At 36.2% G+C, this 21,003-nt stretch carries 23 protein-coding genes and 1 other annotated feature (1 of these 24 cut by a window edge); of the genes, 18 read left to right on the top strand and 5 right to left on the bottom strand.

Annotated elements, in window-relative coordinates; genetic code table 11:
- Positions 1 to 4 precede the first annotated feature (4 nt).
- The 14 genes from murA (at position 5) to RZ55_RS02410 (ending at position 11,855) form a co-directional block, all read left to right on the top strand.
- Complete coding sequence (gene murA / locus RZ55_RS02350) at positions 5 to 1,312, top strand: UDP-N-acetylglucosamine 1-carboxyvinyltransferase (protein ID WP_054483171.1); 1,308 nt, start codon at positions 5 to 7, stop codon at positions 1,310 to 1,312.
- A 64-nt stretch (positions 1,313 to 1,376) separates the two neighbouring features.
- A complete protein-coding gene (locus RZ55_RS02355; RefSeq protein ID WP_054483173.1) occupies positions 1,377 to 2,372 on the top strand; it encodes a rod shape-determining protein in 996 nt (331 codons plus the stop codon).
- Positions 2,373 to 2,398: 26 nt separating this feature from the next.
- Positions 2,399 to 2,674: a membrane protein insertion efficiency factor YidD gene (yidD, locus tag RZ55_RS07165; RefSeq protein WP_080997686.1), complete on the top strand. Its 276-nt coding sequence runs from the start codon at positions 2,399 to 2,401 to the stop codon at positions 2,672 to 2,674.
- A gap of 46 nt (positions 2,675 to 2,720) precedes the next feature.
- The gene (locus RZ55_RS02360; RefSeq protein WP_057175664.1) at positions 2,721 to 2,945 is read left to right on the top strand and encodes a DUF2969 domain-containing protein; all 225 of its coding nucleotides are present in this window, start codon (positions 2,721 to 2,723) and stop codon (positions 2,943 to 2,945) included.
- Positions 2,946 to 2,967: 22 nt separating this feature from the next.
- Positions 2,968 to 4,170: an FtsW/RodA/SpoVE family cell cycle protein gene (locus tag RZ55_RS02365; RefSeq protein WP_041152742.1), complete on the top strand. Its 1,203-nt coding sequence runs from the start codon at positions 2,968 to 2,970 to the stop codon at positions 4,168 to 4,170.
- 335 nt (positions 4,171 to 4,505) lie between these two features.
- Positions 4,506 to 5,540, top strand: coding sequence for a methionine ABC transporter ATP-binding protein (locus RZ55_RS02370; RefSeq protein ID WP_057175665.1), 1,035 nt, complete (start codon positions 4,506 to 4,508; stop codon positions 5,538 to 5,540).
- 49 nt (positions 5,541 to 5,589) lie between these two features.
- Complete coding sequence (locus RZ55_RS02375; protein WP_155368161.1) at positions 5,590 to 6,225, top strand: methionine ABC transporter permease; 636 nt, start codon at positions 5,590 to 5,592, stop codon at positions 6,223 to 6,225.
- Positions 6,226 to 6,238: 13 nt separating this feature from the next.
- A complete protein-coding gene (locus RZ55_RS02380; protein ID WP_054483175.1) occupies positions 6,239 to 7,063 on the top strand; it encodes a MetQ/NlpA family ABC transporter substrate-binding protein in 825 nt (274 codons plus the stop codon).
- A 99-nt stretch (positions 7,064 to 7,162) separates the two neighbouring features.
- Entirely contained in the window at positions 7,163 to 7,546 is a 384-nt protein-coding gene (locus RZ55_RS02385; RefSeq protein WP_054483177.1) for a GntR family transcriptional regulator, read from the top strand.
- Positions 7,527 to 8,393: an ATP-binding cassette domain-containing protein gene (locus tag RZ55_RS02390; protein WP_057175666.1), complete on the top strand. Its 867-nt coding sequence runs from the start codon at positions 7,527 to 7,529 to the stop codon at positions 8,391 to 8,393. Before RZ55_RS02385 ends, RZ55_RS02390 begins: the two co-directional genes overlap by 20 nt.
- Positions 8,393 to 9,151 carry a hypothetical protein gene (locus tag RZ55_RS02395; protein ID WP_057175667.1) on the top strand — a complete coding sequence of 253 codons (759 nt, stop codon included), beginning with the start codon at positions 8,393 to 8,395 and terminating at the stop codon, positions 9,149 to 9,151. The genes RZ55_RS02390 and RZ55_RS02395 overlap by 1 nt, the downstream gene beginning before the upstream one ends.
- 71 nt (positions 9,152 to 9,222) lie before the next feature.
- Positions 9,223 to 10,323 (top strand): D-alanine--D-alanine ligase family protein, encoded by a 1,101-nt coding sequence (locus RZ55_RS02400; protein ID WP_057175668.1) that lies wholly within the window; start codon positions 9,223 to 9,225, stop codon positions 10,321 to 10,323.
- A gap of 138 nt (positions 10,324 to 10,461) precedes the next feature.
- On the top strand, positions 10,462 to 11,016 hold the full coding sequence (locus RZ55_RS02405) for a DNA-3-methyladenine glycosylase I (protein ID WP_057175669.1): 555 nt from the start codon (positions 10,462 to 10,464) through the stop codon (positions 11,014 to 11,016).
- 20 nt (positions 11,017 to 11,036) lie between these two features.
- Complete coding sequence (locus tag RZ55_RS02410; protein WP_034532100.1) at positions 11,037 to 11,855, top strand: helix-turn-helix transcriptional regulator; 819 nt, start codon at positions 11,037 to 11,039, stop codon at positions 11,853 to 11,855.
- 34 nt (positions 11,856 to 11,889) lie between these two features.
- On the opposite strand, the gene RZ55_RS02415 is transcribed toward RZ55_RS02410, so the two are convergent.
- The 5 genes from RZ55_RS02415 to RZ55_RS02440 form a co-directional block, all read right to left on the bottom strand.
- Positions 11,890 to 12,351 carry a universal stress protein gene (locus tag RZ55_RS02415; RefSeq protein WP_034532101.1) on the bottom strand — a complete coding sequence of 154 codons (462 nt, stop codon included), beginning with the start codon at positions 12,349 to 12,351 and terminating at the stop codon, positions 11,890 to 11,892.
- A gap of 314 nt (positions 12,352 to 12,665) precedes the next feature.
- A complete protein-coding gene (locus RZ55_RS02425; protein WP_057175699.1) occupies positions 12,666 to 13,919 on the bottom strand; it encodes a replication-associated recombination protein A in 1,254 nt (417 codons plus the stop codon).
- A gap of 34 nt (positions 13,920 to 13,953) precedes the next feature.
- The gene (locus RZ55_RS02430) at positions 13,954 to 14,433 is read right to left on the bottom strand and encodes a YueI family protein (RefSeq protein ID WP_057175670.1); all 480 of its coding nucleotides are present in this window, start codon (positions 14,431 to 14,433) and stop codon (positions 13,954 to 13,956) included.
- 119 nt (positions 14,434 to 14,552) lie between these two features.
- Positions 14,553 to 15,161 (bottom strand): 30S ribosomal protein S4, encoded by a 609-nt coding sequence (gene rpsD, locus RZ55_RS02435; RefSeq protein ID WP_034534348.1) that lies wholly within the window; start codon positions 15,159 to 15,161, stop codon positions 14,553 to 14,555.
- Between the two features lie 198 nt (positions 15,162 to 15,359).
- On the bottom strand, positions 15,360 to 15,824 hold the full coding sequence (locus RZ55_RS02440; protein ID WP_057175671.1) for a GAF domain-containing protein: 465 nt from the start codon (positions 15,822 to 15,824) through the stop codon (positions 15,360 to 15,362).
- Positions 15,825 to 15,992: 168 nt separating this feature from the next.
- Here RZ55_RS02440 and RZ55_RS02445 point away from each other — a divergent pair, with 168 nt between their 5' ends.
- From RZ55_RS02445 to RZ55_RS02460, 4 genes are all read left to right on the top strand, one after another.
- Positions 15,993 to 17,702 carry a septation ring formation regulator EzrA gene (locus tag RZ55_RS02445; RefSeq protein ID WP_081034489.1) on the top strand — a complete coding sequence of 570 codons (1,710 nt, stop codon included), beginning with the start codon at positions 15,993 to 15,995 and terminating at the stop codon, positions 17,700 to 17,702.
- Positions 17,703 to 17,806: 104 nt separating this feature from the next.
- Positions 17,807 to 18,955 carry a cysteine desulfurase family protein gene (locus RZ55_RS02450; protein ID WP_057175673.1) on the top strand — a complete coding sequence of 383 codons (1,149 nt, stop codon included), beginning with the start codon at positions 17,807 to 17,809 and terminating at the stop codon, positions 18,953 to 18,955.
- A gap of 15 nt (positions 18,956 to 18,970) precedes the next feature.
- Complete coding sequence (gene thiI, locus RZ55_RS02455) at positions 18,971 to 20,188, top strand: tRNA uracil 4-sulfurtransferase ThiI (protein WP_034532110.1); 1,218 nt, start codon at positions 18,971 to 18,973, stop codon at positions 20,186 to 20,188.
- 112 nt (positions 20,189 to 20,300) lie between these two features.
- A complete protein-coding gene (locus RZ55_RS02460) occupies positions 20,301 to 20,798 on the top strand; it encodes a thiol peroxidase (RefSeq protein WP_057175674.1) in 498 nt (165 codons plus the stop codon).
- Between the two features lie 45 nt (positions 20,799 to 20,843).
- Positions 20,844 to 21,003 (top strand) — a binding site (T-box leader); it runs 57 nt beyond the window's last position.

Below are 21,003 nucleotides of genomic sequence, written 5' to 3' on the forward strand. Positions count from 1 at the left end.
ACCAGTGGATAAAATCGTGATTAAGGGAGGCCAACGCCTTGCCGGTAACGTCCACATTGAAGGTGCAAAAAATGCTGTCCTACCAATAATGGCTGCTACCATTTTAGCCAGTGAAGGGAAAACAGTTTTAAATAACGTACCACTATTATCAGACGTATATACAATGGAAGAAGTTTTACGCTTCTTGAACTTAAAAGTTGACTTTAACACTAATGAGAATCAAATGAGTTTTGATGCTACCAACCAAATCTCATACGAAGCTCCATTAGAATATGTTTCAAAGATGAGAGCATCAATCGTAGTAATGGGACCACTATTGGCCAGATTAGGTCATGCTAAGGTTGCATTGCCTGGTGGATGTGCAATTGGTTCTCGTCCAATTGATATTCATTTGAAAGGTTTTGAAGCGCTAGGTGCCAAAATTGAACAACACGATGGATACGTCGAAGCTTTTGCTGAAAACGGTCTAAAGGGTGCCGAAATTTATATGGATTTCCCAAGTGTTGGAGCTACTCAAAACATTATGATGGCTGCCACATTAGCAGAAGGTCAGACCATTATCGAAAATGTTGCACAAGAACCTGAAATCGTTGACCTAGCAAACATCTTAAATGCGATGGGAGCTAATGTTATGGGTGCAGGTACTAGCAAGATTAAGATTAAGGGTGTAAGTAAGCTACATGGTGTCGATCACAGTGTGCTACAAGACCGTATTGAAGCAGGTACTTTCATGGTAGCTGCTGCGTTAACACGCGGTAACATCTTGATTGAAGATGCTGAAACATCATACAACCAACCATTAATCGCTAAGATGCAAGAAATGGGTGTAACAGTTAAGGAAGAATCAAATGGTATTCGTGTTATTGGTCCAGACGAATTAAAGCCTGTTGACGTAAAGACACTCCCATACCCAGGTTTTCCAACAGACATGCAACCTCAAATGACTGTTCTACAATTAGCTGCTCAAGGCAGTAGTTTGTTGACTGAAACAGTGTTTGAAAATCGTTTCATGCACTTGGATGAACTAGCTAGAATGAACGCTAAGTTTAGAATCAACGGGAAGAGTGTGGTCTTAAACGGACCAACTAAGTTTAGTGGTGCAGAAGTTGCTGCAACTGATTTGAGAGCTGCTGCGGCACTTGTTTTAGCTGGTCTAGTTGCTGACGGTATTACTATCGTTAGAAACCTAAAATACTTAGATCGTGGATATTACGATTTTCATGTTAAGTTAGCCAAATTAGGTGCTGACATCAAGAGAGTTGACATGAAAGATGATGAGGAAATCTCATTTAGTAAAACTTCACAAAAGTAAAATCAATTATAGAGTGATATGATATAATATTTAACATATGAGTTAACTCAGGAGGAAGAGAGAAATGGTAAAAGATATCGGCATTGACTTAGGTACTGCCAATGTTTTAATTTACGTAACAGGAAAGGGAATCGTGTTAAACGAACCATCTGTTGTTGCGGTAGATATTAAGACAAACAAATTATTAGCAGTTGGTTCTGAAGCATACAGAATGGTTGGTAGAACACCAAGTAACATTCGTGCAATTAGACCACTTAAAGAAGGGGTTATCTCTGATTTTGATGTAACTGAAAAGATGCTTACATACTTTATCAACAAGTTGAACGTTAAAGGTTTCATGTCAAAACCAAAGACTATGATTTGTGCTCCAACAAACATTACTAACATCGAAAGAAAAGCAATTATTCAAGCTGCTGAAAAATCAGGTGGTGGTAAAGTTTACATCGAAGAAGAACCTAAAGTTGCCGCAATTGGTGCCGGAATGAACATTTTCCAACCAAAAGGAAACATGGTAATTGACATGGGTGGTGGAACATCTGACATCGCCGTGTTATCATTAGGTGATATTGTTGCAAGTAAGTCCATTCGTGTAGCCGGTGATGTAATGAATAGTGATATCGTTTCTTACATAAAGGATAAACATGGATTGGTTATCGGTGAACACACTGCCGAAAAGATCAAGATTACCATTGGTACTGCAGATCCAAATGAAACTGACGTAAGAGAAATGGAAGTTCGTGGTAGAGATGTATTAGGTGGTATGCCAAGATCTATTACTCTAAACAGTTTAGAAGTACAAAAGGCTGTTGAAGATACTGTTAACCAAATTATTGATGCTGCTAAGGATGTCTTAGAAGTAGTTCCTCCTGAATTAGCTTCTGATATTGTTGACAGAGGAATCATGCTAACTGGTGGGGGTGCCTTATTAAGAGGTATCGATCACGCAGTTTCAAAAGAATTAACTGTGCCAGTGTTAATTTCTGAAAGTCCTCTAGATAATGTTGCTAAGGGTGCCGGTGCATTACTTGAACATATCAACAAACAAGAAAGCAAAAAATAAAGATTAATATAAGAAAGTGATAACTGATGAGAAAGTTACTGATAAAGATGGTGATGGGATACAAACGATTTATTTCACCACTATTACCGGCCTCTTGTCGTTATTATCCGACATGTTCTACTTATATGATCGATGCTGTCAGAAAGCACGGAGCATTATTAGGTTTTGTAATGGGGTGTGCACGGATTTTACGTTGTCATCCTTTTGTCAAAGGTGGTTATGATCCGGTTTCTGATCATTTTACTATTTTTAGAAATAAGAGGGCGTCGAAAGATTATCGACGTTCTATGAATTTAAAGTAGTCGATCAAATATTTGAATCGACTACTTTTATTTTTAGGAGGACAAAATGTCAAAGGGAAAGAAAAATATTGAAGTTACTTTAGATACACAAAAAGTTAACGGTGAAGAACGCGAAGTTCTTTTCGTTGGTAAGCAAGAAGTTGGCTTTATCCGTCAAATGGATGAAGAAAAGTTCGAAGCTGTCTTTGATGAAGACAATGTATTTAAAGCAAAATCCTTAGACGAAGGAATTGAATTATTAATTAGCCAATACAACTTACACAAGGGCTAAAATGATTTAGAGGTGATTTGCAGTGTTTAATAGTGACAATGATAGCAATTCTTCTCGATTAGATTGGACAATCATAATTTGTGTGGCCCTTTTAGCATTGATTGGTGTTGGTGCGATATACGTTGCCGTAAATCATGATTCATATTCCGGAACAATCGTGAAGCAAATGATTACGCAGCTGGTATGGTATACAATTGGAACTGTAATAATCATAATCATCATGCAATTTGATTCTGAACAATTATGGAAAGTGGCACCAATTATTTACTGGGGAGCATTAACGTTACTGGCATCGTTACTTGTTTTGTACAGTAGATATTACTTTGTTCAAACAGGGGCCAAGAGTTGGTTCCAATTAGGTCCGTTGACCTTCCAACCAGCTGAAATTATGAAGCCAGCGTTTGTGGTTATGTTGGCAAGAGTGATTGTTGAACATAACAGAAACTACGCTGTTCACACATTAAAAACAGATGCACTACTATTGGGTAAGATGATCCTATGGACATTACCAATCTGTGTATTATTAAAAATTGAAAATGATTTCGGTACAATGCTTGTTTTCTTCGCCATGCTTGGTGGATTAGTGATTGTATCTGGAATTACTTGGAGAATCATTGTTCCTGGAGTTGCTGCATTCGCAACAATTGGTGGGACTGCTTTAATTTTAGTTATCACTAGCGGTGGTAGAAAGATTTTGGAAGCATTAGGGTTCCAATCTTACCAATTTGATCGTGTTAACGATTGGTTGGACCCATCAAATCCTGAAAACCTAGCTGGTTCCGGTTACCAATTATGGCAAAGTATTAAGGCCGTTGGTTCCGGAGGATTCGGTGGAACTGGATTTAACGTATCTCACGTTTACGTTCCGGTTCGAGAATCCGATATGATTTTCTCAGTTATCGGTGAAAACTTTGGTTTCATCGGTGGTTTAGTTTTAATTGGTATCTACTTCGTTTTAATTTATCGAATGATTAAGGTTACTTTTGAGACTAAGAACGTCTACTATGCATACATTTCAACTGGAATTATCATGATGATTTTATTCCACGTATTTGAAAATATTGGTATGAGTATTGGACTATTACCATTGACTGGTATTCCATTGCCATTCGTCAGTCAAGGTGGATCTGCCTTGATTGGGAACATGATAGGGATTGGATTAGTCATGTCAATGCAGTATCATAATTATGGGTACATGTTCAGTGCTAGCCGTGACTTCTCGTAGCTAATGGATTGACAAGTACATTAAATAATTGTATACTTTATTAAAATTTGATTATAAGATGAGTAAGTAATTAATGAATATCACAGAGAGCTCGGTTGGTGAAAAAGAGTTATTTGTAGTTACCGAATATGGTCTTGATAAATAATCAGTTAGCGAAATTTGGGATAAACTAACATCGTCTGGCAAACGTTATATTGCTGAAGTATTAAAGATACTTATGAGGCTATTGTCGTGAGGCAATGGTGAATAAAAGGTGGTAACACGAGCTTTTCGTCCTTTACTGTTAATTCAGTAGGTGCGGAAGGCTTTTTTATTTGAAAGTGAGGAGAAACAGTTTGATTAGATTTAAGAATGTTAATAAGAAATACAAACTTGATAAAAGCATCCTAACAGCTGTTAAAGACGTTAACCTAGAGATTAACGACGGTGAAATCTTTGGTATTATCGGATACTCTGGTGCCGGTAAATCAACACTTGTTAGAATGTTAGATGGTCTAGAAGCCCCAACTTCTGGTTCTATCGAAATTAATGGTAAGAATATTGCGAAATTAAGTAGCAAGGAATTAAGATCACAACGTAAGAAGGTTGGTATGATTTTCCAACATTTTAACTTACTATGGTCTAGAACTATCCAACAAAACATCGAATTACCACTAGAAATTGCTGGTGTTGATAAAGAACAACGTCATCAAAAGGCTGAAAAGCTAATTGAATTAGTTGGTCTAAAGGGTCGTGAAAACGATTATCCTTCAGAACTATCTGGTGGACAAAAACAACGTGTTGGGATTGCCAGAGCATTGGCTAATGACCCAGAAATTCTTATTTCTGATGAAGCTACTAGTGCGCTAGATCCACAAACAACCGATGAAATTTTGGACTTATTACTAGAAATCAACAAGAAGTTAAACCTAACTATTCTTTTGATTACTCACGAAATGCATGCCATTAGAAAGACAGCTTCAAAAGTTGCTGTTATGCAAGATGGTCAAGTTGTTGAAACTGGTAATGTTTACAACATTTTCCAAAACCCTCAACAAGACATCACTAAGCGTTTCGTTAACGAAGATGACAATCCAAACGCTAAGGACTTGAGCATGACCGTCGACGAAATCATTAAGAACTATCCAAATGGTATGGTGATTAAGTTAACCTTCAAGGGTACTCAATCACAACAACCAGTTGTATCCCAAATGATTCGCGAATTTGATTCTTTAGAATTAAACATCGTTGAAGGAAGTATTCATCAAACACAAGGTGGTTCAATCGGTTCACTAGTTCTACAACTACTAGGAACTCCTGAAGACCAAAACAAGGCCGTTGAATACTTGAAATCAGTAAACGTGGAAGCAGAGGTGATTAACCGTGGCTAATCAAGGAATTCAATCATACTTTCAATTCAATAACGTTAATTGGAGTGCAATGAGACAAGCAACATGGGAAACAGTTTGGATGACTGCTTTATCAATGATCATTGTTGCTGTATTAGGAATTATTTTAGGACTATTATTATTTGAAAGTCGTAACAAGTCTGGTTTTGGCTGGAAGATTATCAACTGGGTAGTATCTTTCCTAGTTAACGTGTTCAGATCAATTCCATTTATTATCTTAATCGTATTACTATTACCATTCACAAAGGACCTTGTAGGTACCATTATCGGACCTAAGGCCGCTATTCCATCACTAGTTATTTCAGCTGCTCCATTCTACGCAAGAATGGTTGAAGCTAACTTTAGAGAAGTTGATGATGGTGTAATTGAAGCCGTTAAATCAATGGGTGGTACTAACTGGGACGTTATCTTTAAGGTATTACTTCCAGAAAGTACACCAGCATTGATTGCCGGAGCAACTGTTACTGCCATTTCATTGATTTCATACACTGCAATGGCCGGTGCTATTGGTTCTGGTGGTCTAGGTTACCTAGCATACTTGGATGGTTTCCAATCAAATAACAACACTGTTACTTTAGTGGCAACCGTTATTATTTTAATTATTGTTCTAATCGTTCAAACAGTTGGAGACTTACTAGTTAAGAAAATCGACAAACGTACACTATAAGGGGGATATTAAAATGAAAAAGCTTTTATCCTTTGGTGGAATCGTTGTTTTATTCATCGTTTTACTACTACTAGGTCCTGGTAACTACAAGGCAAAGAACACAATTCGTATTGGGGCATCTAACATTCCCCATGCACAAATTCTTCGTCATATCGAACCAGAACTTAGAAAAAAGGGCATTAAGTTAGATATCGTTACTTTCCAAGACTACGTGCTACCTAACCGTGCATTAGCCGGAAAACAACTAGATGCTAACTACTTCCAAACTCCAGCGTTCTTAGATCAATGGAATAAGGAATATGATGGCCATTTAGTAAACGTAGGGGCTGTTCACTTGGAACCAATTGGTATTTACTCCAAGAAGTACAAAAAGCTCTCAGACCTTAAAAATGGTGCTCACATCTTAGTAAGTAGTAATGCACCTGATTACGGTCGTATTCTTCAATTATTCCAACAAAACGGTTTAATTAAGATTAAGAAGGGTGTCAATATCACTCAAGCTAACTTCAGCGATATTGCTTCTAATCCAAAACACTTGGTATTCCAAACTGGATACGAACCAAAGATTATGCCATTGATTTACAATAATGGTGAAGGTGACGCTGTGGCAATTAACTCTAATTACGCAGTTCAAGGTGGTTTACAACCAGACAAGCAAGCAATTGCTCTACAAAAGCCTGAAAAGAACTCACCATACTTCAACATTGTTGCCGTTAGAAATGGTGATCAAAACAGAAAAGACATCAAGGAATTGGTTAAGGTTTTACAATCTAAATCAACTCAAGAATGGATTAAAAAACATTACAAAGGTTCTGTGCTACCAGTTAAGAACTACTAATAAAAAAGCGTCTGAGACGCTTTTTTTTATTGACTTTTTGTAGTTTTGACTTTATAGTTAGTTACATAAGTAATTAACCAAAGATAGGCGGTGAAAAAGATGCAATTTGACTTTAATAGTCCGGAGCCAATTTTTATTCAGGTTGCCACTCAACTAGAGGATGCAATCTTTACCGGAGCTTTCCAAGAAGGTGCGCAAGTACCATCTACGACTGAAATTTCAAAACAATTTAAGATTAATCCAGCAACAGTACTTAAGGGGATGAACATGTTGGTTAATAATAATTTGTTAGAAAAACGTCGTGGACGTGGAACCTTTGTGAAGCAAGGGGCTCAAGAGATAATTATTAAGCAAAGACAGGAACATTTCTACAATGATTACATTTTGAATCTAATCAATGAATCAAAGAAATTGCATCTATCTGAAGACGATATTTTAACACTAGTGAAGAGAGGGTACGACAATGAGCAAGATCGAAGTTAAACATTTAGCTAAACATTTCAAGTTTGCAAAGCAACCTCTATTAAATGAAATTAATTTTAATTTAGAAGAAAACGAAATTTATGGATTGTTCGGTGAAAACGGAGCCGGTAAATCAACTCTAATGAGTATGATTGCTGATTATAATCGTCCATCAGCGGGAGAAGTCCTTTTTGATGGCGAGGATGTTCATGAAAATGACGAAGCTTTAAGCGAAATTTACTTCATGAATCAAGATGATATGTACACAAAAAAAGATAAGGTTTCTCAAATCTTTTCTTTTGTTGAATCAATGTATCAAGACTATGATGTGGACCTGCAAGAAAAGCTAGTTAAGGAATTTAAGTTAGATATTAACCAAAAGCTTAACAAGCTATCTACCGGTTACCAATCAATCGTTAAAATCATCATCTCACTATGTGTGCCTTGTAAGTTTATCATGTTGGATGAACCAACATTAGGTTTGGATGCCAGAAACCGTGAAGTATTCCAAAGCAACTTGATTGAAACATACAGTGAAAATCCAAGAACCTTCGTCATTTCTACCCACATTATCGATGAAATCGACCGCATTATCAGTCACGTACTATTACTTCAAGACGGAGTAATTAAGATGAACGGAAGCATCGATGAAGTATCATCTAGATCATACAGTGTTTCTGGACCAGCAGAAGATGTTAACAGCTACATTGATGGTGTTAAGGTATTGGATGAAGAACAATTAGGTCGTTACAAGACCGTTCACTTTATGGATCAACTTCCTGATAAAGAAGTTCCAGCATCCGTTGATATTGAAAAAATGAAACTACAAAAACTACTAGTATATATTATGGATAGGGGGAGACTATAGTGAAGACAAAAGCACTTGCAAATCAATACTGTCATGATTTTATTCCATACATTTGGTATGGATTAGTCGTTTCTGTTGTTTATATCCTATTCGGTCTTTTATCAGCAGATGGGGCACGATCCCTTGAATATCAATTCAAAGAAACTTTTTTCATGGCACCTTATATCATTACCGTTGTTACAATGGTTGGAATTAGTTTCAATTACGGACGATTTAAATTGGCAATGCAAAATGGTGTTTCACGTAAGACATTTTGGAAAGCTAAGCTGTTTTTTATCGCCAAAGCAGCTCTTATCGTTAATGTAGTTAACGTGATTATTAGTTTCATAAACATGGGGATGGGACCTAATGAAACATACTTGTATTACCAGGCCTATGGTAAAGCGTTTAGTAATGTGTTTGCACAATCAATTTCAATGTTTATTACGGACTATGTTGTATTGCTATTCATTTTCATTGTGATGAATACTTTTGGAACTATGACATCTTTAATGAATAAGATTGGTAAATCAATTTTTTACTCCATTGGGGTAGTTTGTTATATGTTTCTTACTAATTTATTAACTCAATATAGTTCACAAAGAATAATTAGTAGATTTTATGCTCGTATCAATGGGGATGCAATTTTGAACTTCATTTTTTCCATTGGCGTAAAAGTTCCTAGACCATATCCATTGATTGGATTCACAATCGTTTTAGCTATTATTGCAGCATTATTTAATTTATTATTCACCAAATTAGAACAAGTAAAAAGATAAAAAAGAATTCTTTAATCTATAAAACCATGTTATAATGTAGTTTCAAAGAATTATTGATAGGACGGTATAAAATGATGAAAAAGACTCATTTAGCATTACTTTTCGGTGGAGATTCATCAGAACATGATGTTTCAAAACGTTCAGCTCATAACATTTATGATGCGATGGATAAAGATAAGTACGATATTAGCTTATTCTTAATTACTAAGACAGGAATTATCTTAGATAATGAATCATCACACCGTGTGTTTGATGGTGAACCTGAAGATGCTGTGGTTGAAGAAGCTGTTAATAACTTAGACTTCTCAGATCCATTGGCCCCAATTAAAAACTTATCAAAGACTAAGGATATTGACGTATTCTTCCCAATCGTTCACGGTAACTTGGGTGAAGACGGTACTATCCAGGGTCTTCTAAGACTACTACATAAGCCATACGTTGGTAGTGGTATCTTGGAATCAGCAATGGGCTTTGATAAAGACATTACTAAGAAGATGTTAAACCTTGCAGGAGTTAGAAACACAAACTACCACTTGATTACTCCTGACAACCAAGACGAATTCACTTACGCTAAACTACAAGCTGAATTCGGTGACGTAATCTTCTTGAAGCCAGCTAACCAAGGTTCATCAGTTGGTATTCACAAGGTAACAAACGAACAAGAATTTGAAGACGGCCTAAAGGATGCATTCAGATATGACTACAAGATCCTAGCTGAACAAGCAATCAATGGTCCAGAAGAACTAGAAATCTCAATCTTAGGTAACGAAAAACCAATCGCTTCTCAAGTTGGTGCAATCCGTGTTCCTAAGGAAGACAAGTTCTACACTTATGACAACAAGTTCGTTGATGCTAGCCAAGTTAAGTTTGATATTCCAGTTGATATTCCAGAATCACTATCAGACGAAATCACTGACTTAGCATTACGCGGATACAAAGCATTAGGCCTAAAGGGACTAGCTCGTATTGACTTCTTAGTATCTAAGGAAGGTGTTCCTTACCTAGGAGAAGTTAACACATTACCTGGTTTCACTAACATTAGTCTATACCCACAACTATGGGAAGCTTCAGGTATCAGTTACACTGAACTAATTGATAGATTAATCGACCTAGCTTACAAAGAATTTGATCGTCGAAACAACATCATTCACGATTTCAAACCATTATCATAATAATTAAAAAGAGGTAATCATTTGGATTATCTCTTTTTTTGTTGGAAAATTGTTTAAGAAAGTATTAAATTAACCGAAAAAATTTGTGTTTTTATACGTATGTAATAGAGTAAAAATCACCGAAAGGAATTATGAAATATGAAAAGATGTGCATGGGCTAGCGATAGCGCAGAAATGTTAGTTTATCACGATAAGGAATGGGGAGTTCTAAAGAAACAAGTATCTGAATTGTTTGAATGTTTAACACTAGAAATTTTTCAAGCTGGGTTATCATGGTCGACAGTCTTGCGTAAAAGAGAAGCTTTTAGAGACGATTTCGCTGACTTTGATGTTCAAAAAATTAGCCAGTTTAATGATGAGGATATTGAAAGATTGATGAACGATGAGGCAATCATTCGAAATCGTGCCAAGATAATTGCCACAATTCAAAATGCCAAAGCTTGCATGAATAACGATTTAGTTCTATTAACATGGGAACCATTTGATTTTATTCAGATGGATGGACTAAACGATAACAATAAGGATGACATTAAAGAGTTCATTAAACCATATGTTAAACGTTTTAAAGATGCCGGATTTAAACGTGTCGGACCAACAACACTATATTCATATTTTCAATCAGTAGGGGTGATTAATGATCATGAAATAGATTGTTTTAGACATAAGGAATTAAATGATAGTTTTAAAGCGTGATTCAAAGAAAGGATTTTAGAATGAATATTAACGGCACTTTAATCAAGAAGCGACGTAAAAGTTTAAAGATAACTCAATGCCAATTAGCGAAACAAGTTGCTTGTACTCAACCTGTGATTTGTCAGATTGAAAACGGTAGCTATGACCACCAAATTAGTCTATATGTGGTCAAAAACATTTGTAAGATATTGTTACTAGATATTGATAAGGTAATTGAAAACGAGAAAAAAGTAGCCAGTTACGAAATTAATAGTATTCCATTTTGTGCAGCACTATGTATTCCAGATGAGATACAGGCAAAGTTAGATAAGTATGAAGATGACCTAGAAGATAAAGAAGACATCAAGTACTTCCAAATTATTCATGCAGCAGTTCAACTTAGTAAGCAAGATTACAGTGCATCGGTTGATGAACTCCAAAGACTGAACTATGACTTTTACGACAAAAATGAGGTTAGCATGCAAAAGATGGTGATTATGGGGATGCTTGCGATTGACTACTTTGCGATGAATAAATTCACCATTGCTTATCAATATGTGGTCGAGACAATTGAATTGACCAAACAAATGAGTAGATCAGACATTGAGGATATGCAGTTCTTGATTTTATACCGTGAACTCGATGCAATTTGTACAACACTGGACTTAAAGAGTGATTCTAGTTATTTAAAGGAGATATCATGCCGTGCCTTTTACCGCAGCATTGTCGGTATTGAAAGTAAGGGGATTGATATCAAATTTGATAAGCTAGAACAACCCAACGGTGTTTTTGAATACTGGAAACAGTTTTTAAGTGAAAATAATCCATTGTCGGTCAACGACGATTGGACAGTCGAATAAAAAAAGACCTGGATATTAATCCAGGTCTTTTTGTTTATTTTTGTACTTTGTTGTCTAAGTCTGATTTTACGATTAAGACATCACATTCTGCTACACGAGTTACGTATGAAGCAACTGAACCAATTAATAAACGTTCAGCAGCACTTTGTCCGTTAGCACCGATGATGATTAAATCAGTATCGAAACGATCCACTAAATCTCTTGAAATAATGGATTTAGGAGCACCATATTCGATTGTATAATCAACATTCTTAATTCCAGCGTCTTGAGCTTTCTTTAAGTATTTTTCCAGTGAATCTTTAACACGGCTAGTAACGTCATCTAACATTGATGAGTCGAAATTAGCTAGGTTAGTGAATGATCGCGTATCGATTACGTGCACGATGTGTAGGTCAGCATCATTGTGTTTGGCAACTTCAATTGACTTATTAAATGCTAACTTTGAGTTTTTTGAACCATCGATTGGAATCATAATTTGACTGTAATCTTGTAACATATTCTTTCACCTCAAACTATTTACTTGGTAAGGAAGGTAAGTAACATTAACTCCATCACCAATAACATTATACAACTTATTACCATGATAGTTGTAACGAAAAAAATATTTGGAATAAAAATTGCGATTGCTGAAAAGACAGCTAGAACGCAAAAGACAATCCCAAAGAACTTTACGATTTTACCCAATGTTTGATTATTTTCAGGATGTAGCATCATGAAGGGTTTATCTGTATGGGTTAAAAGGAAACGACCAATTGTGAATAATACAACTGTCGCTAATAATACTAGAATTCTAATTAACATTGCAGACTCCTATTTATCACGTTGTGCGTGAAGTAGTTTTTCGTATTGTTGTTTAAACGTACTTTCAATCTTACCATTGGTTTTTGGTTCATAGTAAGTATCGTTTTTAATCTTAGTAGGTAGGTATTGTTGTTTCACCCAATCGTTTGGATAGTCATGGGCGTATTTATAATTAACACCATGGCCTAACTTCTTAGCACCTGAGTAGTGACTATCCCTTAGGTGATCAGGGATGTCACCGTAGTTACCAGTACGAATCTTAGCAATCGCCGCATCAATCGCACGCATTGCGGTATTTGATTTTGGTGATAGGCATAATTCAATAATGGCATTGGCTAGCGGAATTCTGGCTTCAGGGAAACCAACCTTGTTGGCCGCCTCGATGGCAGAAACGGTTCTAGCACAAGCGGCTGGATTAGCTAGTCCCACGTCTTCATATGCTATAACCATTAAACGGCGACTAATGGAATTTAAGTCACCGGATTCAATCAAACGGCCAGCATAGTGAAGGGCGGCATTAACGTCCGATCCACGAATTGATTTTTGAAAAGCGGAAACAACGTCATAGTGAGCATCACCATTTTTATCCTGTGTTAAAGCTTTTCTTTGAAGACAAGATTCCACATCTTTTAACGAGATATGAATGATACCGTCGTCGTCTTCAGTAGTGGACTTAGCTGCTAGTTCTAACGCATTTAAAGCACTTCTCAAGTCACCGTTGGTACTGGTTGATAGGAAGTGTAATGCATTTTCAGCTAAGTCGATGTTCATATTACCCAGACCGTTGTCTTTATCGGATAAAGCACGTTTGACAGCTGATTTAATATCATCTTCATTAAGAGGGTGCACCTCAAAGATTTGGGTTCTACTTCTAATGGCGGGATTGATATTAATGTATGGGTTTTCGGTAGTTGCACCGATTAGGATGATATTACCACTTTCCAGTAATGGTAATAGAAAGTCCTGTTTGGTTTTATCTAAACGATGAATTTCATCTAGTAGTAAGACGACCGTTCCAGACATCTTGGCTTCTTCAGCGACAATCTGTAGATCTTTTTTTGTATCTGTTGCTGCATTTAATTGACGAAATGCATACTTAGTTGAACCAGCAATCGCACTGGCGATACTGGTCTTACCTGTTCCAGGAGGTCCGTATAGAATCATTGATGATAAAATCTTGGCTTTTACCATTCGATCGATGATTTTACCAGGACCGACTAAGTCTTGTTGGCCGACAACGTCTTCGATTTTCTTCGGACGCATACGGTATGCTAATGGATGCAATTTATCATCACCTTTATTTGAATATATTTTTTAACTTACCAAAAAATGATTGATTGGTTTGTTTATCATCAGAATCATTTGATGAATCTGTGGTTGTATCTTGTTGATTGTACTTTTCTTCGAAATCAACTGGGTTAACGTTAATTGATTGACTGTTGGCGTAGACAACACCGTAGTTATCGGGTGCAGTACGATAGAATGAGTCAGTTCTAATAACGAATTTGATGTTATTTTGTGATGCTAGTCTAATAAAAGGGGAGACAACATCGTGATCTAAGTTACCATTAATGATTAGTTGGTAGCTGTTATTATTATCAAATTCCTTTTGAAGGGCATTGACCGCGTTTGGATTTGATAGATCCTTGATTTGGATTGCTAGAGAAACTCGTTCTCTAAAAGTACCTAGGTATCTACGTTGTTCATCCGGGTTAACCTTTGGAGTTCCACCCATGGATGATTGTTCTAAACGACTGCTTACATCATCTTCACTCATATTAATTGCTCCTTTTCATTTATGTCTTAGTACTATTTTATCATTAATTAAAAGAGGGTAGAAAAAAAGCGTTTTGCAAATGCAAAGCGCTTTTTTGGAGCAACAAGTATAACCAGAAATTATAGCTTGTTGTAGTATTCAACGATTAGTGATGCATCAATATCAGCATTCATTTCGTCACGTTGAGGTAATCTAGTTAGAGAACCTTCTAGTTTGTCAGCATCGAATGAAACGTATTGTGGACGACCAACAACAGCTTCAACGGCTTCCTTAATGATTTGTAGGTCTTTTGATTTTTCACGAACTGAAATAACTTGACCAACTTTTACTTCGTATGAAGGAATGTCAACACGTTTGCCATCAACAGTGATGTGACCGTGGTTAACTAATTGACGAGCTTGACGACGAGTAGTTGCTAAACCTAAACGGTAAACAACGTTGTCTAGTCTACGTTCTAGTAATACCATGAAGTTATCACCGTGACGACCTTCTCTAATCTTACCCGCACGAACGAATAGTTTTGAGAATTGACGTTCAGTTAAACCGTACATGAAACGTAGCTTTTGCTTTTCCTTCAATTGAGTACCGTATTCTGATAGCTTACCGCGACGACCTTGACCGTGGTCACCTGGTGCGTATGGGCGACGAGCTAATTCTTTACCAGTACCTGAAAGTGAAATACCAAGACGACGAGAAATTCTCCAACTTGGACCTGTATATCTAGACATAAAAATATCCTCCAATAAAAATTATTATTTGGAGTAAAATAATCACTGTACACTTAGTATTCGTGCATATTGCTCTGCAATGTTCACCCCAGCAGCCGTGGGGGGTACTAATTGAACCATTAAGGCATCAATATGTTGACGAGCTTACCGTGTACTGCTGCATTATTTTACACAAAAATTATTGTATGATTATTACCACTAATTGTCAATGGTTATGTGGCTTTCAAAGACTTTTACAAATTCTTCTAGCATTTCTTGATCTTCTTTTGAGAAACGATCAAAGATAGGGGCGTCAATATCTAAGACACCAAATCTGATTCCATCCTTTTCAATTGGGATGACAATTTCTGATTTACTATTTGAATCACAGGCAATGTGACCAGGAAAATCATTTACGTTTTCTACGCGGATAGTTTCGCTCTTATCAAATGCAGTACCACAAACACCGCTACCATTTTTTATGTGGACACAAGCGACTTTACCTTGGAAGGGGCCTAAGATTAATTCGTTTTTATCATCTACATATGTGTAAAAACCGGTCCAGCTAACATCTGGAAGTTCTTGCATTAGTAGTGCAGAGGCATTTGCCATGTTGGCAACGTTGTTGTGTTCATCGGTTAACAACGCGTCTAACTGTTGTGCTAACATTGAATTGATTTTCATAACTGAAAACTCCCTTGTATATATTGATAATTAGGTATTTTAATAATTATCTCGTATGATATAATTGAATATAGTTAATTAGTTTATTATTAAAATATTAAAAATACAAATGTTTAATGCTATAAAAATTAGATTAAAATAAAAAGTTGTAAGGGGACAGATGTCAAAATGATTGATTTGGTTATTTTCATAATAGTAGTTCTTGTAATACTACTGTTAGCGACATTCTTTTATCGAAAGAATCTATTTAAACGACTTGACGGTCTGGAAAAGCAAAAGGCTAATCTAAAGGACGTAATGGTCGGAGACGAGTTGGAAGCAACTGGTAAAATTAAATTAAATGGTGAATCTTTCGACAAATTTAATGAATACAAAGAACAATATGAAAAAATTACCAATTCAGACTTAACAAGTATCAGAAGTGATATGAGTGATGCAGAAGATTTCCTTAATAGTTACAAGCTATTATCAGCCAGCGTTACTATTGGTGACCTGGGGGATGCAATCGAAGTTGTGGATGGCAAGTTAAACGACATTCACGATGGCCTAAGTGAACTACAAGAAGTTGACAGTTTACACCGTAAGGCGATTGAAGATGTTGATAACACCATCAGAGAAATTAACCAACAATTGCTATCACAAAACTACTCATTTGGTCCAAGTAGCGACAAGCTTGAAGATAAGTTAAGCACTATCAAAGGTGTTTACGAAGAATTCGTTGCTGAAACTGAAAATGGTGATCAAAACAAAGCAGAAGAATTACTTGGTAAGATTAACAATTTGATCAATGAAATGAATGAATTAATGAAGATTATTCCTGATACATACGTTTCATTATCAAAGGAATTCCCAAGACAATTGGATGAAATTGAACGTGGTCATCGTACTATGATTCAAACTGATTACAACTTTGTTGAAGATGATATTGATGACACCATCAATACCCTAAAGGAATCATGCCAAGAAGGATTGAAGTCACTAGCTCAACTAGATATCCCAGAAACTAAGAAGACATGCACATATATTGAAGAAACAATTGATTCAATGTATGCCATCATGGAAAAAGAAATCGTTGCCAAGCGTAAGGTTAAGAAAAACATTAGCTTGGTATATGACTTTATCTTCCATGCTAAGAACCAAAACCGCATTTTAAGTGATGAACTAGAAGGTTTAAGCAAGAACTATAATCTAGAACATGATGAAATTGAAAACACTGCTGAATTAGCTGACAAGATTAGTAAGATTGAAACAATCTACAACAATGATTACGATGCAATCAACGGTAACAAGGCTGTATATTCTGTCATTCAAAAACATCAACAAGATGCTAAGCAAGAACTAAGCTCAATTGAAAAACAACAAAAAGACATCAATGATTCTGTTGCTGAACTAAGCAAGGAAGAAAGAGTTGCTAGAGATAGTCTTCAAAAGTTTGATTTACAACTATTAAACATCAGAAGACGAATTGATAACCTAAACCTTCCTGGGTTAACTGAAGACTTCTTAGAACGTTATGATTACGTATACAACGAAGTTTCAAACTTATCAGCATCAATCAATCAAGTGAAGATTAGTATGGATGAGATTAACCAAAAATTGGCTAACATCTCAGACACAATGGATCACTTGTTATCCGATACTGAAAACATTGTCGATAGTGCAATGCTATCAGAACGTTTGATGCAATTCGCCAACCGTTATAAGAATGCCAACGAAGATTTAAACGCTGCATGTGCACAAGCTAAGGACTACTTTGATAATCGTTATCAATACGAAAAGAGTCTAGCTACTATGGCTGCTGCAATCGAAAAGGTTAATCCAGGTGCTTACAAGCAAATGGAAACTGAATACTATAACGAAAAGAAAACAACCAAATAAAATAAAGAAGTAACTTTGATGTCATTCAAACGTTACTTCTTTTTTTCTGTTATAATGTCAAATATAGTTGAGTCGGACAAATCCAAAAATGAAGAAGGGTAATAATGATATACTTTGACAATAGTGCCACAACGAAACCAGATGATTCTGTTGTAGCAACTTACGATAAAGTAAGCAAAGAATTTTGGGGAAACCCATCTAGTTTACATCAATTCGGTGAACAATCATTCAATTTGTTGGAACAATCTAGAGCACAAATTGCTAAATTACTAGGTGTTTTACCAAGTGAAATATTGTTTACCAGTGGTGGAACAGAAGGTGACAACTGGGCAATCAAGGGAACTGCCTTTGAAAAGCGTGCCTACGGAAATCACATTATCGTAAGTTCTGTTGAACATCCTGCAGTAAAGAACTCCGTTGAACAATTAACACAATTGGGCTTTGAAGTTACTTACTTGCCAGTGAATGATGAAGGACGTATCTCTGTCGATGATTTAAAGAAAGCCATTAGACCAAGTACAATTTTGGTTTCTATCATGGCTGTAAATAATGAAATCGGTGCAATTCAACCAATCAAAGAAGTCGGGGATCTTTTAAAGGATTATCCTAACATCAGTTACCACATTGATTCAGTTCAAGGAATTGGGAAGGGTATCCAAGACTTGATTTTCAATGATCGTGTTGATTTTGCTACTTTCTCAGGCCATAAATTCCACGCACCAAGAGGTGTCGGTTTTATGTACAAACGAAGTGGTAAGAAGATTGCTCCATTAATTACCGGTGGGGGGCAAGAACGTAACCTAAGAAGTAGTACAGAAAATCTACCTGCCATTACCGCAATGGCCCGTGCTTTACGTCTATTATTAGATGATGAAGATAAAAAGGTTGCAAAACAACGTAAAATCAAGCAAAATATTTTAGGACATATTTCTAAATTTGATAAAGTAAAGGTCTTCTCAAAGGATAACGAACACTTTGCACCACATATCTTATGTTTTGCAATCTTAGGAGTTCGTGGTGAAACTATCGTTCATGCTTTTGAAAGTCATGGAATTTTTATTTCAACTACAAGTGCATGTTCTTCTAAACGTCACGTTGCCTCAGGTACTTTATCAGCTATGAAGGTTGATGAAGATGAAGCAACTAGTGCTGTGCGTGTTTCATTAGATGAACATAACACAATGGAAGAAGCAGATCGTTTTAACGAAGTCTTTGACGAACTTTACGAAAGATTTAAAAAGATTAACTCATAGAAAGGAAATCCGTGAATGCAATATACTGAAATAATGGTCAGATACGGTGAATTATCCACAAAGGGTAAGAACCGTAAAGACTTCATTAAGCAACTAGGCAAGAACGTTGACAGAGTGTTGCATGATTTCGAAAACCTAAAGGTAAGTGCTAAGCGAGATCGTTTGCACGTTACTTTGAACGGTGATGACTCAGATAAGGTTATCGAACGTTTAAAGGATGTTTTTGGAATTGAAAACTTTTCTCCTTCAATTAAGGTAGAAAAGGATATCGATAAGGTTAAAGAAACCGCCGTTGAAATGGTGAAAGCCCAATTCAAAGATGGTATGACCTTTAAGATTGACACTCGTCGACAAGACAAGCATTTCCCAATGGACACTCACGACATTAACGATGCTTTAGGTGGATACATCTTGAGCAACGTTGATGGTATCAAGGTTCAAATGAAGAACCCTGACATCAAGTTAAGAGTTGAAGTTCGTATGAACGGTATCTTCTTATCAAGTGAAACCATTGATGGTGCCGGTGGATTACCTGTCGGTACTGGTGGACGTGCTACTATGATGCTTTCTGGTGGAATTGATTCACCAGTTGCAGCATACATGGGAATGAAACGTGGAGTGAAGTTAGATATGGTTCACTTCTACAGTCCTCCATACACAAGTGAACAAGCATTAGCTAAGGCAAAAGAATTAGCTGCTAAGTTGACTCGTTTTGGTGGTAACATTCAATTCATTCAAGTTCCATTTACCGAAATTCAAGAAGAAATTAAGGAAAAGGTTCCTGAAGGATACTTAATGACTATCCAACGTCGTATGATGTTAAGATTGGCTGCTAAATTGACACTAGACAGACACTGTAAGGGTGTCTTTACTGGTGAATCACTAGGTCAAGTAGCATCGCAAACCCTTGAAAGCATGATGGCAATCAATGACGTAACTACTGTTCCGGTATTGAAACCATTACTTTCAATGGATAAGACAGAAATCATTAAGATTGCTGAAAGAATTGATACTTACGACCTATCAATTATGCCATTTGAAGACTGTTGTACTGTCTTTACTCCTCCTGCACCAAAGACTAAGCCTGATTTAGAAAAGACTAGAGCATGTGAAAAGTTAATTGATGTTGAAGGACTAATGCAACGTTCATTAGATAAAGTTAAGATTATCGACATTAAACCAGGGGAAGAATTCTTGAATGCTCAAGAAGATGTTTTCGCTGAATTACTATAATCTATAAAAAGAGATCATCTTTATTGATGGTCTCTTTTCTTTTTGCTTGCAAATCAATCGTGTAAGTTGTATTTTAAATAACTAGCAACTACCAATTAAGGAGATTTATAACATGCAATTAAAATTTTTAGACAAACCAGTAGAAACTATCAAAGAACCAATGGATAAGGGGCAATCACTACCAGATTTCAAAGTCCTAGATTCTAACAACAACGAATTCACTAACAAGGACTTCATCGGCAAGCCAGCATTGATTTTAACTGTTCCAGACGTTAACTCAAGAGTATGTAGTCTAGAAGCTAAGAAGTTCAACAGAAACGCTGACAAGTACGAAAATGTTGAATTCTACACTATCTCAAAGAACTCAGTTGAAGAACAAAGTAACTGGTGTGCAGCTAAGGGTGTTGAAAGCATGCACTTATTATCAGATGCTGACACAGACTTTGGTAATCAGTCAGGTACTTACGTTAATGAAATTGACGCATTAGCACGTATGGTTTTTGCTATCGATGCCAATGGTGAAATTGTTTACCGTCAAGTTGTTGAAGAAATTGGTTCACAACCAGATTTCAAAGAAGCTCTAGCAGTTGTTGAAAAATTAAACAAATAGAGTTGACGATTTTCCAAAAATTGTCTAATATAATCAATATAGATTACAAATGCGAAGATCAAGAGAGTAGTTTTGATGATGAGTATCAGAGAAAAGATGATTAGGTGAGACATCTTTCCGTTATCAAAATGAAGGTAGCTTGTGAGCATTCATATTGATATTGATAATTTAGATATGAACGGGCCATCGTTAATTGGATTTAAGA

Origin of the sequence: Apilactobacillus kunkeei, assembly GCF_001421115.1 — a bacterium.
Lineage (GTDB): Bacteria > Bacillota > Bacilli > Lactobacillales > Lactobacillaceae > Apilactobacillus > Apilactobacillus kunkeei_F.

Bases quoted from the DNA above. Each gene is read 5' to 3' on its own strand.
- RZ55_RS02360 (WP_057175664.1), top strand. From the start codon at position 2,721: ATGTCAAAGGGAAAGAAAAATATTGAAGTTACTTTAGATACACAAAAA.
- RZ55_RS02385 (WP_054483177.1), top strand. From the start codon at position 7,163: ATGCAATTTGACTTTAATAGTCCGGAGCCAATTTTTATTCAGGTTGCC.
- RZ55_RS02405 (WP_057175669.1), top strand. From the start codon at position 10,462: ATGAAAAGATGTGCATGGGCTAGCGATAGCGCAGAAATGTTAGTTTAT.
- RZ55_RS02410 (WP_034532100.1), top strand. From the start codon at position 11,037: ATGAATATTAACGGCACTTTAATCAAGAAGCGACGTAAAAGTTTAAAG.
- RZ55_RS02445 (WP_081034489.1), top strand. From the start codon at position 15,993: ATGATTGATTTGGTTATTTTCATAATAGTAGTTCTTGTAATACTACTG.
- RZ55_RS02400 (WP_057175668.1), top strand. From the start codon at position 9,223: ATGATGAAAAAGACTCATTTAGCATTACTTTTCGGTGGAGATTCATCA.
- RZ55_RS02460 (WP_057175674.1), top strand. From the start codon at position 20,301: ATGCAATTAAAATTTTTAGACAAACCAGTAGAAACTATCAAAGAACCA.
- RZ55_RS02415 (WP_034532101.1), bottom strand. From the start codon at position 12,351: ATGTTACAAGATTACAGTCAAATTATGATTCCAATCGATGGTTCAAAA.
- RZ55_RS02425 (WP_057175699.1), bottom strand. From the start codon at position 13,919: ATGCGTCCGAAGAAAATCGAAGACGTTGTCGGCCAACAAGACTTAGTC.
- RZ55_RS02440 (WP_057175671.1), bottom strand. From the start codon at position 15,824: ATGAAAATCAATTCAATGTTAGCACAACAGTTAGACGCGTTGTTAACC.
- RZ55_RS02430 (WP_057175670.1), bottom strand. From the start codon at position 14,433: ATGAGTGAAGATGATGTAAGCAGTCGTTTAGAACAATCATCCATGGGT.
- RZ55_RS02355 (WP_054483173.1), top strand. From the start codon at position 1,377: ATGGTAAAAGATATCGGCATTGACTTAGGTACTGCCAATGTTTTAATT.
- RZ55_RS02450 (WP_057175673.1), top strand. From the start codon at position 17,807: ATGATATACTTTGACAATAGTGCCACAACGAAACCAGATGATTCTGTT.
- RZ55_RS02380 (WP_054483175.1), top strand. From the start codon at position 6,239: ATGAAAAAGCTTTTATCCTTTGGTGGAATCGTTGTTTTATTCATCGTT.
- yidD (WP_080997686.1), top strand. From the start codon at position 2,399: ATGAGAAAGTTACTGATAAAGATGGTGATGGGATACAAACGATTTATT.
- RZ55_RS02375 (WP_155368161.1), top strand. From the start codon at position 5,590: ATGAGACAAGCAACATGGGAAACAGTTTGGATGACTGCTTTATCAATG.
- thiI (WP_034532110.1), top strand. From the start codon at position 18,971: ATGCAATATACTGAAATAATGGTCAGATACGGTGAATTATCCACAAAG.
- RZ55_RS02390 (WP_057175666.1), top strand. From the start codon at position 7,527: ATGAGCAAGATCGAAGTTAAACATTTAGCTAAACATTTCAAGTTTGCA.
- rpsD (WP_034534348.1), bottom strand. From the start codon at position 15,161: ATGTCTAGATATACAGGTCCAAGTTGGAGAATTTCTCGTCGTCTTGGT.